This window comes from Streptomyces sp. NPDC053755 (assembly GCF_040677675.1).
In the GTDB taxonomy this organism is placed as follows: Bacteria; Actinomycetota; Actinomycetes; order Streptomycetales; family Streptomycetaceae; genus Streptomyces.
In genome coordinates, this window is record NZ_JBFASK010000028.1 from 46,263 (window position 1) to 59,120 (window position 12,858).

General features: G+C 73.2%; 15 protein-coding genes. 9 read left to right on the forward strand and 6 right to left on the reverse strand.

The window, feature by feature from the left end:
- The first annotated feature begins 160 nt into the window (after nt 1-160).
- The 3 genes from AB0K65_RS24340 to AB0K65_RS24350 all read left to right on the forward strand — a co-directional run bounded on the left by AB0K65_RS24340 (nt 161) and on the right by AB0K65_RS24350 (nt 3,224).
- Complete coding sequence (locus AB0K65_RS24340) at nt 161-1,759, forward strand: ABC-F family ATP-binding cassette domain-containing protein (RefSeq protein ID WP_365719892.1); 1,599 nt, start codon at nt 161-163, stop codon at nt 1,757-1,759.
- 323 nt (nt 1,760-2,082) lie between these two features.
- Nucleotides 2,083-2,304 (forward strand): helix-turn-helix domain-containing protein, encoded by a 222-nt coding sequence (locus tag AB0K65_RS24345; protein WP_006123601.1) that lies wholly within the window; start codon nt 2,083-2,085, stop codon nt 2,302-2,304.
- 122 nt (nt 2,305-2,426) lie between these two features.
- Nucleotides 2,427-3,224: an enoyl-CoA hydratase/isomerase family protein gene (locus tag AB0K65_RS24350; RefSeq protein WP_365719894.1), complete on the forward strand. Its 798-nt coding sequence runs from the start codon at nt 2,427-2,429 to the stop codon at nt 3,222-3,224.
- A 161-nt stretch (nt 3,225-3,385) separates the two neighbouring features.
- Here the strand turns inward: AB0K65_RS24350 and AB0K65_RS24355 are convergent, their stop codons facing one another.
- A complete protein-coding gene (locus tag AB0K65_RS24355; protein WP_365719896.1) occupies nt 3,386-4,063 on the reverse strand; it encodes a hypothetical protein in 678 nt (225 codons plus the stop codon).
- A 93-nt stretch (nt 4,064-4,156) separates the two neighbouring features.
- On the opposite strand from AB0K65_RS24355, the gene AB0K65_RS24360 reads away from it, so the two are divergent.
- The 5 genes from AB0K65_RS24360 to amaP are packed head-to-tail and all read left to right on the forward strand — an operon-like array spanning nt 4,157 to nt 6,429.
- Entirely contained in the window at nt 4,157-4,606 is a 450-nt protein-coding gene (locus AB0K65_RS24360; RefSeq protein WP_365719898.1) for an Asp23/Gls24 family envelope stress response protein, read from the forward strand.
- A 35-nt stretch (nt 4,607-4,641) separates the two neighbouring features.
- The gene (locus tag AB0K65_RS24365; protein ID WP_365719900.1) at nt 4,642-4,833 is read left to right on the forward strand and encodes a hypothetical protein; all 192 of its coding nucleotides are present in this window, start codon (nt 4,642-4,644) and stop codon (nt 4,831-4,833) included.
- A 6-nt stretch (nt 4,834-4,839) separates the two neighbouring features.
- Nucleotides 4,840-5,190 carry an Asp23/Gls24 family envelope stress response protein gene (locus AB0K65_RS24370; protein ID WP_365719902.1) on the forward strand — a complete coding sequence of 117 codons (351 nt, stop codon included), beginning with the start codon at nt 4,840-4,842 and terminating at the stop codon, nt 5,188-5,190.
- A complete protein-coding gene (locus tag AB0K65_RS24375) occupies nt 5,187-5,837 on the forward strand; it encodes a DUF6286 domain-containing protein (protein ID WP_365719904.1) in 651 nt (216 codons plus the stop codon). Before AB0K65_RS24370 ends, AB0K65_RS24375 begins: the two co-directional genes overlap by 4 nt.
- Nucleotides 5,838-5,841: 4 nt before the next feature.
- Nucleotides 5,842-6,429 carry an alkaline shock response membrane anchor protein AmaP gene (gene amaP / locus AB0K65_RS24380; RefSeq protein ID WP_365719906.1) on the forward strand — a complete coding sequence of 196 codons (588 nt, stop codon included), beginning with the start codon at nt 5,842-5,844 and terminating at the stop codon, nt 6,427-6,429.
- Between the two features lie 156 nt (nt 6,430-6,585).
- Here amaP and AB0K65_RS24385 read toward each other — a convergent pair whose 3' ends face one another.
- From AB0K65_RS24385 to AB0K65_RS24405, 5 genes are all read right to left on the reverse strand, one after another.
- On the reverse strand, nt 6,586-7,341 hold the full coding sequence (locus tag AB0K65_RS24385) for an SDR family oxidoreductase (protein WP_365719908.1): 756 nt from the start codon (nt 7,339-7,341) through the stop codon (nt 6,586-6,588).
- Between the two features lie 4 nt (nt 7,342-7,345).
- Nucleotides 7,346-9,172, reverse strand: a complete 1,827-nt coding sequence (locus tag AB0K65_RS24390; protein WP_365719910.1) for a glycoside hydrolase family 15 protein — start codon at nt 9,170-9,172, stop codon at nt 7,346-7,348.
- Between the two features lie 52 nt (nt 9,173-9,224).
- Nucleotides 9,225-10,025, reverse strand: coding sequence for an SURF1 family protein (locus AB0K65_RS24395; RefSeq protein WP_365719912.1), 801 nt, complete (start codon nt 10,023-10,025; stop codon nt 9,225-9,227).
- Nucleotides 10,026-10,199: 174 nt separating this feature from the next.
- Entirely contained in the window at nt 10,200-10,433 is a 234-nt protein-coding gene (locus AB0K65_RS24400; protein ID WP_365719914.1) for a hypothetical protein, read from the reverse strand.
- Between the two features lie 54 nt (nt 10,434-10,487).
- Nucleotides 10,488-11,462: a DEDDh family exonuclease gene (locus AB0K65_RS24405; protein ID WP_365719916.1), complete on the reverse strand. Its 975-nt coding sequence runs from the start codon at nt 11,460-11,462 to the stop codon at nt 10,488-10,490.
- Nucleotides 11,463-11,805: 343 nt separating this feature from the next.
- Between AB0K65_RS24405 and AB0K65_RS24410 the strand changes: the two genes are divergently transcribed.
- On the forward strand, nt 11,806-12,849 hold the full coding sequence (locus AB0K65_RS24410) for a zinc-dependent alcohol dehydrogenase family protein (RefSeq protein WP_365719918.1): 1,044 nt from the start codon (nt 11,806-11,808) through the stop codon (nt 12,847-12,849).
- Nucleotides 12,850-12,858 lie beyond the last annotated feature (9 nt).

A 12,858-nucleotide genomic window follows, 5' to 3' on the forward strand; every position in this document is an offset into this window, starting at 1 on the left:
TGTGCGGGAACGGTGGGCTGTGACCGTCGCGGGAGCATGGCCGAAAAGCAGTTGCATGGGCCCGTTAGACTGGCCGTATGGCCATTCTCCTCGTGCATTAGCGGCGTCGAACCGCCTTCGAGAGCCCTTCCGCCGTCCAAACCCGCCCTGGAGTCTGTCCGTGATCACCGCTTCCGGCATCGAGCTGCGCGCCGGCGCCCGCATTCTCATCGAGTCCGCTTCCTTCCGCATCGCCAAGGGCGACCGCATCGGCCTCGTGGGCCGCAACGGCGCGGGCAAGACCACCCTCACCAAGTGCCTCGCCGGCGAGGGCATGCCCGCGGGGGGCACCATCACCCGCTCCGGCGAGGTCGGCTACCTCCCGCAGGACCCGCGCACCGGCGACCTCGACGTGCTGGCCCGCGACCGCATCCTCTCCGCGCGCGGCCTCGACGTGCTGCTGCGCAAGATGCGGCAGAACGAGGAGCGCATCGCGACCGGCTCCGGGGCCACCCGCGAGAAGGCCATGAAGCAGTACGAGCGCCAGGAGACCGAGTTCCTCACCAAGGGCGGGTACGCCGCCGAGGCCGAGGCGTCCACCATCGCCGCCGCCCTCGGCCTGCCCGACCGCGTCCTCGGCCAGCCGCTGCACACGCTCTCCGGCGGTCAGCGCCGCCGGATCGAGCTGGCCCGGATCCTCTTCTCGGACGCCGACACCCTCCTCCTCGACGAGCCCACGAACCACCTCGACGCCGACTCGATCGTCTGGCTGCGCGACTACCTCAAGACCTACCGCGGCGGCTTCATCGTCATCTCCCACGACGTCGACCTGGTCGAGACGGTCGTGAACAAGGTCTTCTACCTCGACGCCAACCGCTCGGCGATCGACGTCTACAACATGGGCTGGAAGCTCTACCAGCAGCAGCGCGAGGCCGACGAGAAGCGCCGCAAGCGCGAGCGCCAGAACGCCGAGAAGAAGGCCGCGGCCCTCAACTCCCAGGCCGACAAGATGCGCGCCAAGGCGACCAAGACGGTCGCCGCGCAGAACATGGCCAAGCGTGCCGAGCGCCTCCTGTCCGGCCTGGACGCGGTCCGGGTCTCCGACAAGGTCGCCAAGCTGCGCTTCCCGGACCCGGCGCCCTGCGGCAAGACCCCGTTGACGGCCGAGGGCCTCTCGAAGTCCTACGGCTCGCTCGAGATCTTCACCGATGTGGACCTCGCCATCGACAAGGGCTCGCGCGTCGTCATCCTGGGCCTCAACGGCGCGGGCAAGACGACCCTGCTGCGACTGCTCGGCGGCGTCGAGCAGCCCGACACCGGCGAGGTCACCCCCGGCCACGGCCTGAAGCTCGGCTACTACGCCCAGGAGCACGAGACGCTCGACCCGGAGCGCTCGGTCCTGGAGAACATGCGTTCCTCCGCCCCCGACCTCGACCTGGTCGAGGTGCGCAAGGTGCTCGGCTCCTTCCTCTTCTCCGGCGACGACGTGGACAAGCCGGCCGGCGTGCTCTCCGGCGGTGAGAAGACCCGTCTCGCTCTCGCGACCCTCGTCGTCTCCTCGGCGAACGTGCTGCTCCTGGACGAGCCGACCAACAACCTCGACCCCGCCAGCCGCGAGGAGATCCTGGGCGCGCTGCGCACCTACAAGGGGGCGGTCGTGCTCGTCACCCACGACGAGGGTGCCGTCGAGGCGCTCCAGCCGGAGCGGATCATCCTGCTCCCGGACGGCGTCGAGGACCTGTGGGGTGCGGACTACGCGGACCTGGTGGCCCTCGCCTGATCATCTCGGTATGGATCATTCGGCTCATCGCCGATCCTTCATCTGAGTGAGGGCGTCTCATCCCTCGGGCGCGACCTTGTGCGGAATCCTTCCGTCAGGGCCGCGCCCGCGCGCGTTCCCCCGGCGCGCCGCTGACCTGGCACTTCGCGCCCCGTCGGGCCGTGAGGCGGTGGTCGCGCCCTACGGAATATGGCATTCCGGTCGCTGTGAATCCCTCCCCGTCCACGAACCTCGTGCCACAGACCTTGTCGAATGGGTGGCCAGGACGTCCGGAAGGGGTGATCATGAGAAGTCCAGAGCGCACTTCCCATGAGGAGGCACGGGTGGCCGAGACTCTGAAGAAGGGCAGCCGGGTGACCGGCGCCGCGCGCGACAAGCTCGCGGCAGACCTGAAGAAGAAGTACGACTCCGGTGCGAGCATCCGGGCGCTGGCCGAGGAAACCGGTCGCTCCTACGGATTCGTCCACCGGATGCTCAGCGAGTCCGGAGTCACGCTGCGTGGACGCGGCGGAGCGACACGGGGCAAGAAGGCAGCCTCGGCCTGACATCGGGGCGCGGCTCGTCCGGCCCACCGTCTCTCGCGGTGGCCACCCGGTCGACCGTGTGGTCGGCCGGGTGGTTACTGTGCAGTCACTTAGCAGTGCTGCACCGGAACCGGAGGCGCCCCATGACTTCGCTCGACTCTGTGCTCGTGTTCGACAAGGACGGTGTACGGCTCACCGTCGAGGACGCCGTTGCCACGGTGACCCTGACCAATCCGGCGAAGCGCAACGCCCAGTCTCCCGCTCTGTGGCGGGCGTTGGCGGAGGCCGGCCGGTCGTTGCCGGGCAGCGTGCGGATCGTGGTCCTGCGCGGTGAGGGCGCGTCCTTCTCCGCCGGGCTCGACCGGCAGGCGTTCACGCCCGAGGGCTTCGACGGGGAGCCGTCCTTCCTGGACCTGGCACGCGGGTCGGACGAGGACCTGGACGCGGTCATCGCCGAGTACCAGGAGGCGTTCACCTGGTGGCGCCGCAGCGACATCGTGTCGATCGCGGCCGTCCAGGGACACGCCATCGGAGCCGGGTTCCAGCTCGCCCTCGCCTGCGACCTCCGGGTCGTCGCCGAGGACGTGCAGTTCGCCATGCGCGAGACCAGTCTGGGCCTCGTGCCGGACCTCACCGGCACGCACCCGCTCGTCTCCCTCGTCGGCTACGCCCGCGCGCTCGAGATCTGCGCCACCGGCCGCTTCGTCCAGGCCGACGAGGCCGAGCGGATCGGGCTCGCCAACATCGCCGTGCCCGCCTCCGAACTGGACGACGCGGTACGGGACCTGAGCGGCGCCCTGCTCGCCGCGCCCCGCGACGCCGTCGTCGAGACCAAGGCGCTGCTCCAGGGCGTCTCCGGCCGCTCCTACGAAGAGCAGCGCACCGCCGAACGCGCCGCCCAGGCCCGCCGCCTGCGCGACCTCGCGGGCCTCGGCGACTGAGCGCCCTCCGCACCCACTCGCCCGGCCCGCCCTCGGGTCGTCGGCGAGTTCGTCCACGTGCTGCCGCGGGGCCCGGCCTGCGGCGGCCGTGGTGATGTCACCGGATCCCGGGTCCGTCCGCGTGCTTCCGCGGGGCCCGGCCTCCCGCGGCCGTGGTCACGTCACCGGATCTCCGAGACCAGGACCGTGACCGCGGTCCCCCGCGGGGCGCTCGCGGTCAGGCGCGTGCGGACCGCTCGCGCGACGTCGAGGGCGCGGTGGCCGGCCGTCACCGCCAGCTCCACGCGCAGAGCGCCCTCACTCCGATGGACCGGAGCGCCCAGGACGTCCGTCAGAGCCGCCACGCCGTCGACCGCGAGCGCCTCCAGGGCCGCCGGGTCCTCCGCGGCCGGAGAGGTTCGCCCGGGTGGGGGAGCGGCCGACGGCTCGTCCCGACCGCCGTCCTCCGTCTCCACGAGACCCGTCACCCGGAGGTCCACCTCCGTCACCGCCAGGCCCAGCACCGTCCCCGCGGCGGAGAACAGTGCCTGCCGCACCGCCTCCGCGAGTCCCGGCAGCGGGATCCCGGCCGTCGCCGCGAACTCCGCCGTGATCCGCAGCGGCCCCGGCGGCAACCCGCCCGGCGGAACGGGAAGCGGCTCCTCGCCGCTGGGCGCCACCAGGCCCACCCGCAGCGACCCCGGCGCCGCGCCCCGCACCGCCGCCGCGGCCGAGAGCAGCACCCCTCGCGCCGCGCGCTCCGTCAGCCACGCGCCGTCCGTCGCCTCCCCGAGCGGCAGCAGCCTGCCCGGGCCCAGACGTCTCCGTACCGCCGTCGCCCAACTCTCAGCCGTCGTCATGGGTCCAGCCTGCCGCATTCCCGGCGCGAAATGGGGCAAGCGCACTTAATGTGGGCACGGAAGCCCATAACTGCCCGGAAGGGATGAACGGCCATGAGCGAGACCGCACGCCCTGAGGAACCGTCCATGACCAAGCGCGGCGGCGGCGCCCCGGCCACCCGCGGCCGGACCACGATCGCCGACGGGGTCGTGGAGAAGATCGCCGGCCTCGCCGCCCGAGACGTCGACGGGGTCCACGCCATGGGGAGCGGACTGTCCCGTACCTTCGGCGCCGTGCGCGACAAGGTCCCCGGTGGCGGCACCAAGTCCAACGCCACCCGGGGAGTGAAGGCCGAGGTCGGTGAGGTACAGACCGCTCTCGACCTGGAGATCGTCGTCGTCTACGGCGTCTCGATCTCCGACGTCGCCGGCGAGGTGCGCGAGAACGTCATCGCCGCCGTGGAGCGCATGACCGGCCTGCAGGTCGTCGAAGTGAACATCGCGGTCAGCGATGTGAAGTTGCCCGAGGACGAGGAAGAGGAGCCGGAGCAGCGGCTTCAGTAGCCGCGGGCGCTCGGCGGAAAGGGTCGGTGGTCGGTATGAGCATGACGTTGATCGGCTTGGTGGCCGGTATGGCCCTCGGTTTCGCCGGGTACTTCGGCGGCTTCGGGGCGTTCGTCCTGGTCGCGGCACTGGGGGCGATCGGGTTCATCGGAGGGCGGTTCCTCGACGGGGACCTCGAACCCGGAGAGTTCTTCCGGAGCCGTGAACGCGGCGACCGGCGGAGGTGACGCGGGGTGGCCGTGGACCACGAGGAGACGGCCGGGCGCGGGGCGACGACGATCGCCGACCGGGTCGTCGCGAAGATCGCCGCGCGGGCGGCCCGGGAGGCGCTCGGCACCCTGCCGCCGGGCGGCACGACACCGCACGCCTCCGTCGTCGTGCACCGGGACACGGCACGCGTGTCCATCAGCCTCGAACTCGGCTATCCCACCGATCTGGGCCGGCAGTGCGGCGACGTGCGCCGGCGGGTGACCGAGCGGGTGCGGGAGCTCGCGGGCCTCGACGTGCCCGAGGTGGCCGTCCACGTGGAGCGGCTGCACTCCCCGCGCACCGCCAAGGCGTTCGGAAAGAGGAGTGTGCGATGAACGCCGATGCCCACGCCGAAGACAAGCCGGCAGGCCAGGCCGACGACACGGCCGGGGCCGGGACCGGTGGCGTGCCCGCCCCGGAGCAGCGGCCGGCGACCGCGCCCGCCCCCCGCTTCTGGGCCGTACGGCGGATCCCCGCCGCCCTCCTCGCGGCCGTCGTCCTCGGCGGCGCGGGACTCCTCCTCTACGACATCGCCGCGGTAAGGGCGGAGCGCACGGCCATGCGATGGCGGACCGTCCTCGCCGACGAACTGGCGACCCGCCCCCTGGACGACGTCTGGATCCGGGTCGGAGCCGTCGCGGCCGTGGTCGTCGGCCTGTGGCTGCTCCTGCTCGCCGCCACCCCCGGCCTGCGTGCCGTGCTGCCGATGCGGCGCGAACACGCCGACGTACGGGCGGGACTCGACCGAGACGCCGCCGCGCTCATCCTGCGGGACCGGGCGATGGAGGTCTCCGGCGTGCAGTCCGTCCGGGTCCGCGTGAAGCGCCGGAAGGCCGCGGTGCGGGCGGTCGCGCACTTCCGCGAACTGGACGAGGTGCGCGGCGATCTGGAGCGCGTGGTCACGACGGGCATCGAGGAACTCGGGCTCGCCCAACCACCGGTGCCGACGGTACGGGTGGCTCGTCCGCCGAAGAAGGGATGAGGGGATGACGGTCGTTCTCCGCCGGGTCAACCGGATCGTGCTCGGCCTGGTGGGCCTGCTGCTTGTCGTGATCGGCGGGGCGGTCCTCGCCGCCTCGCTCGACCTGTCCGTGCCGTCCTGGTGGCCGTGGTCCGGCCCGTCCGACGTCCTCCTGACCGAGGCGGACCGGCGACGGTGGGCGGACGAGGGCTGGTGGTGGCCGGTCGTCATCGCCGTCCTCGGCGTCCTGGTGCTCCTGGCCCTGTGGTGGCTGATCGTCCAGTTCCGCCGGGCCCGCCTCGCGGAGATCCTGGTCGAGACCGGCGACGGTGAGGGCGCGGTGGTACGGGGCCGGGCGTTGGTGGACGTCCTGGAGGCGGACGCCGCCGCGCAGGACGGCGTCTCCCGCGCCCGGATCGCCCTGACGGGCCGCCGCACGGCCCCGCGCGCCCGCGTCGCCCTGCTCCTGGAACCGCAGGCATCCCCGGGCGAGACCCTGACCTCCCTCACCGACGAGGCCCTGGCCCACGCCCGTACCTCGGCCGGCCTGGAGTCGCTGCCGGCCGAGGCCCGGCTGCGCGCGGTCAAGCACCGGGCCCGCCGGGTCAGCTGAGCGCATCGTCCGACGGCTGCCGCCTGCGGGCCCGCCGGTCCTCGGCTTCGCCCCGGCGCTCCAGCGGGCCGCCCTGGCCGGCACCGGGCGGGCCGGCCGGGTGACCGCTCCGGCTCCTCCCCAGGGCCGCCGGCCGCCGCCCCGGGCCCGTCCGGCTCAGAAGCCGTGGCGGGCGCCGCCGTCCACCGGCACCATCACGCCCGTCACGTACGAGGCCGCGGGCGACAGCAGGAACGCCGCCGTGCGGCCGTACTCCTCGGGCGTGCCGTAGCGGCGCAGCGGAATCGTCGACTCGCTCGCCGTGCGGGCCGCCTCCGCGTCGCCCGAGAGGGCGTCCAGCGAGCGGATCCGGTCGGTGTCGATGCGCCCGGGCAGGACGCCGACGATGCGGATGCCCCGCGGCCCCAGGTCGTTCGCCAGGGATTTGGCGAAACCGGCGAGCCCCGGGCGGAGGCCGTTGGAGATCGTCAGCCCAGGGATCGGTTCGTGGACCGAGCCCGACAGGACGAAGCCGATGACCCCGCCCTCGGTCAGCGTCTCCGCCGCCGTCCGGGCCATCCGCACCGCGCCGAGGAAGACCGTGTCGAACGCCGACGCCCACTGCTCGTCGCTGTTGTCCGCGCCGAAGCCCGGCGCCGGACCGCCGACGCTGACCAGGATCCCGTCGAACCGCCCGAAGCGGGACCGCGCCTCCGCGATCACCCGTCCGGCCGCCGCGGGGTCGGCGTTGTCGGCGGCGACGCCCGCCGCGCCCGGGCCCAGCTCGTCCACCGCCTCGGCGACCGACGTCTCCTCGCGCCCGGTGATCACCACTTTCGCGCCCTCCGCGAGCAGTGCCTCGGCCGAGGCCCGGCCGAGCCCCCGCGTCGCCCCGGTCACCACGTACACACGGTCCTTCAGTCCAAGATCCATGGACCTATCCTGCCGTCTGCGCCCCGGGCGGCGCGACCTCCTCGCCCGGCGGCGCGGACTCCGCCCCGCTCAGCGCGAACGCGGTGCCCACCAGGCCGACATGGCTGAACGCCTGCGGGAAGTTCCCCAGCTGCCGACGGGCCACCGGGTCGTACTCCTCCGCCAGCAGCCCCACGTCGTTGCACAGCTCCAGGAGCCTCTCGAACAACTCCCTCGCCTCGTCCCGGCGCCCGATCAGCCAGAGCGCGTCCGCCAGCCAGAAGGAGCAGGCGAGGAACGTCCCCTCCTGTCCCGGCAGACCGTCGACCGAGACGCCCTCGGTGTTGTACCGGAGCAGCAGTCCGCCCTGGGTCAGCTCCTTGCGCACCGCGTCCACCGTCCCCACGACCCGCGGGTCGTCCGGGGGCAGGAACCCGACCTGCGGGATGAGCAGGGTCGCCGCGTCCAGCTCCCGCGAGCCGTACGACTGCGTGAAGGTGTTGCGCACGGGGTCGTACCCCTTCTCGCACACCTCGGCGTGGATCGCGTCCCGCATCGTCCGCCACCGCGTGACGTCCCCCGGCAGCGTCGGGTCGGCCTCCAGGGCGCGGACCGCGCGGTCCGCCCCCACCCACGCCATCACCTTCGAGTGGACGAAGTGGCGGCGGGGCCCGCGCACCTCCCACAGCCCTTCGTCCGGCTCCCGCCAGGTCGACTCCAGGAAGCCCAGCAGGCTCAGCTGGAGGTTCCAGGCGTGCCGCTGCGGCGGAATGCCGGCCTCCCTCGCCCGGTGGAGCGAGTCCATGACCTCGCCGTACACGTCGAGCTGGAACTGCTCCACCGCCGCGTTCCCGATCCGGACCGGCGCCGAGTCCGCGTGGCCGCGCAGCCACGGCAGCGTCATCTCGGGCAGCCGTCGCTCCCCGGCGGGCCCGTACATGATCTGCAGGTCGGCCGGATCGCCCGCCACGGCGCGCAGCAGCCAGTCGCGCCATGCCGCCGCCTCGTCCACATAGCCGGCGGAGAGCAGCACTCCGAGGGTGAGGGTGGAATCGCGCAGCCAGCAGGAGCGGTAGTCCCAGTTCCGTACGCCGCCGATCTCCTCCGGCAGTGAGGTGGTGGGCGCGGCCACGATGCCGCCGGTCGGGGCGTAGGTCAGCGCCTTCAGGGTGATGAGGGAGCGCATCACCGCGTCACGGTAGGGGCCCTGGTACGTGCACCGCGACGACCATTCCCGCCACTCCGCCAGGGACTCCTCCAGCGCCTCGTACGGGTCGATCAGCGGGGGGCGGGCCTCGTGCGAGGGGTGCCAGGTGAGGACGAACGCCACCTTCTCGCCCGCCTTCACGGTGAACGCCGAACAGGTGGAGAACTGCTGGCCCCAGGTCTTGACCGGCGGCTCGCTGCGCAGCCAGACCGAGTCCGGTCCCGCGATGGCGACCCGGTGGCCGTCGGTGCGCCGTATCCACGGGACCACCGAGCCGTAGTCGAAGCGCAGCTTCAGCACCGCGCTCATCTCCACCGAACCGCTGACGCCCTCCACGATCCGCATGACGTCGGGCGACGTGTCGCGCTGCGGCATGAAGTCGACGACCTTGACGGTGCCGGTGCGGGTCTCCCAGTAGGTCTCCAGGACGAGCGAGTCGCCCGCGTACGCGCGGCGGGTGCAGTGCGTCGCCCCCGTCGGGGCGATCCGCCAGCGGCCGTTGTCCTCGTCGCCGAGGATCGCGGCGAAGCAGGCGGCCGAGTCGAAGCGCGGCAGGCACAGCCAGTCGATCGATCCGTCGCGTCCGACGAGCGCGGCGGTCTGGAGATCGCCGATGAGGGCGTAGTCGTCGATACGTTGCGTCACGCTCTGGCGTGTTCCCGCGAGAGGCGACGGTCAATCAGATGGCGGCAGTGGGCTACACCGCAGCGGGAGCCGGCTCCGGAGCCGCGGCGCCCCCGTCCGTGCCGCCCGCGGTCTCGCGGTCGTGCTTCTCCCGGCGGACGAGGATCACCCAGCCCACCGGCACGCCCGACGCGAAGAGCCACCACTGCACGGCGTACGCCATGTGCGCGCCGATCGAGTCGTGGTCGGGCTCCGGGATCAGCTCGGGGGAATTCCCCGCCGGTTCCGGTGCCGTCTGCTCCAGATAGCCGCCCAGGACCTCGCGGCCCAGCAGCTCGGCCTGCTGCGCGCTGTTGATCAGCATGACCTGACGGTCCGGCAGCCCGCGCAGGTCCTTGATGCCACTGGCGCCGGTCGTCTCGTCGGCCTTCAGGCGGCCGGTGACGGTGACCTCGCCCCGGGGGGCGGGCGGGACCTCGGGGTAGGCCTTCTGGTCGGGGGCGGCGGGGACCCAGCCGCGGTTGACCAGGACGGTACGGCCGTCCCGGAGGACCAGCGGGGTCAGGACGAGGACGCCGATCCGCTCGTCGGCGGAGGTGCGGCGGCGGACGACGACCTCGTGGGCCGTGTCGAAGGTGCCGGTGGCGGTGACCGCACGCCAGTAGTCGGCCCGCGGGACGGTGTGACCGGGGGAGGTCAGCGACTCGACGGGTACGGGCCGGGCCTTGAGGTTGTCCGCGATCAGGGTGTTCTGGGCCACCCGGCGCTCGTGCCGGTGGAACTGCCAGAAACCCAGCTCGATCATCACGGGGATGAGGACGAGGGCGATGAGGGTGAGGATCACCCACTGCCGGGACAACAGGAAGCGGTACACGCCGTCGACGGTACAACGTCGCGGCGGGCCCGCTCGCGGCGGGTGCCGGAGGCGGCCGGGCCCGCGAGGCGGGCGGGATCCGTCCGGGACCGGGGGGCGGGCGCTCGGGCCCGCCCCCTCGGATCGGACCGGACACCGCCTGGGCGGCGTCCGTGCCGGCCGTGCCGGCACTCCCTAGACGTGGTCGACGATGCCCGCCTTTCCCTCCGCGCGGGCGCAGTGACCGCCGCAGTACCACTTGCCCTGGACCTCGACCCCCTGGCCGATGATCTGGACCCGGCAGTGCTCACAGATGGGCGCCATGCGGTGAATGGCGCAGGAGAAGCAGTCGAAGACGTGCACGGCGCCCTGCGCGTGCACTTCGAAGGACATGCCGTAATCGTTTCCGCAGACCTCACAACGTGCCATGCGCCACAGGGTGCGGTCCGCCGCGCGCGAAGTCCGGGCGGCACGCCCGGCCGTTCACCCGTCTGCCGGGGCGACGTCCCGCAGCAGCTGGGTGAAGGCGGCCTCGTCGACGATCGGGGTGCCGAAGGACTTCGCCTTGACCGTCTTGGACGTGGCCGCGTCCGGGTCGTTCGTCACCAGCAGGCTGGTCAGCCGCGAGACGCTCGACGCCACGTGGAGACCCGCCTCCACCGCGCGGTCCTCGAGGAGTTCCCGGTCGACGGAGGTGTCGCCGGAGAACGCCACCCGCATGCCCTGTTTGAGTAGTTCACCCGATGTGTACCGCCCGGGGTTCGGGTACGGGCACGGCGGACGCTTCCGCGAGGGGCGCCAGCCGTTCGCGCGGTACGAGGACTGGTGGCCGATCCGGGGCGTGGCCGGCGCGGCCGCCCACTCCGTCAGGGGCCGGCACTCCAGCAGCGGCAGCCGGACGTTCCGCTCCGCCGCCGTGTGCAGGCTCGGCCGGAACGCCTCGGCCAGCACGCGCGCGTCGTCCAGCGCGTTGTGCGCCCGCTGCTGGACGACACCGAAGTGCGCGGCGAGCGACTCCAGCTTGTGGTTGGGCAGCGGGAGCGCCAGCTCCTTGGACAGGGCGATGGTGCACAGCCGCTGACGCACGGGGGCGGTGCGCTCGGCGCGGGCGTACTCCCGGGCGATCATCGACCAGTCGAACATGGCGTTGTGAGCGACGAGGACCCGGCCGTCGAGCCGCGCCGAGAACTCGGCGGCGATCTCCGGGAAGAGCGGCGCCCCTTCGAGGACGTCGGTGGTCAGGCCGTGGATCCAGACCGGTCCGGGGTCCCGCTCGGGGTTGACCAGCGTGTACCAGTGGTCCTCGACATCGCCCTGGGCGTCCAGGCGGTAGACGGCAGCGGACACTATCCGGTCGTCGCGGGCGAGTCCGGTGGTCTCCACGTCGACGACCGCGTACCCCTGCGGGTACGCGGCCGGCCACGTCGTCGCTGTCGTGCGGTCGTCGAGCATGGTCACTGAGAATACGGGCCGCCGCTGACAACGCGGTCCCCGGTGTCCTTCCCGTGGCCGAATCCCCCCGCGGGGATGACGGCCGGCGCCCACGGGGAGCGACTGGTACGGCAGTTCGGCGCGCGCTCACCGCGCCGGGCGGTCCGCCGCGCCGCCCGGCCGGTGCGCGGGACGCCCCGCCGGGTGGTCTGCCGCGTGCTCCACCGAGTGGTCCGCCGCCCTCGCCGGCGGGCCGACGGGCCGACGGGCCGGCGACCTCGCGTCGGTACGCGCGGCCCGGTCGGTCCGGTCAGCGGACCGGGCGTACGGTGAAAGGCGTACCGCCGATCGAGAGCAAGGACCGTCCGTCATGCGCGCCACCACCATCCACGCCCCGTTCGACCTGCGCGTGGAGGACGTTCCGGACCCGGTGATCCAGCAGCCCACCGACGTCGTCCTGCGGGTGCTGCGCGCCTGTGTCTGCGGCAGCGACCTGTGGGCCTACCGCGGCGAGGCCGCCCGGCAGCCGGGGCAGCGGATCGGGCACGAGTTCCTCGGCGTCGTCGAGGAGGCCGGCGCCGACGTCACCGGCTTCCGCCCCGGCGACCTGGTCGTGGCCCCCTTCGTCTGGTCCGACGGGACCTGCGCCTACTGCGCGGAAGGGCTGCAGACCTCCTGTCCCCGGGGCGGGTTCTGGGGCTCGGTCGGCTCCGACGGCGGTCAGGGCGAAGCCGTCCGCGTCCCCTTCGCGGACGGCACGCTCGTCGCGCTTCCCGCCGACGCCGCCTCCGACGACCGGCTGCTCACCGCTCTCCTGGCGCTCTCCGACGTCCTCGGCACCGGCCACCACGCCGCCCTCGGCGCGGGCGTGCGGCCCGGCTCCACCGTCGCGGTCGTCGGCGACGGCGCCGTCGGCCTGTGCGGGGTCCTCGCCGCCAGGCGCCTGGGCGCCGAGCGGATCATCGCGCTCGGCCGCCACGCCGCCCGCACCGACATCGCCCGCGCCTTCGGCGCCACCGACGTCGTCGCCGAGCGCGGCGAGGCCGCCGAGGCCGCCGTGCGCGAACTCACCGGCGGTCAGGGCGCCCACGCCGTCATCGAGGCCGTCGGCACCGAGCAGTCCATGCGCACCGCCGTCGCGATCACCCGGGACGGCGGCTCCATCGGCTACGTCGGCGTCCCGCACGGCAGCGGCACCGGACTCGACCTCTCCGTCATGTTCGACCGCAACATCGCGCTCCGCGGCGGTGTGGCGCCGGTCCGCGCGTACATTCCCGAACTGCTCCCGGACGTCCTCGACGGCCGCGTCGACCCGTCCCCGGTCTTCGACCTGACCGTCGGCCTGGAGGGCGTCCCCGACGGCTACCGGGCCATGGACGAGCGCACCGCCCTCAAGGTCCTCGTCAAGCCGTAGGGGACCACC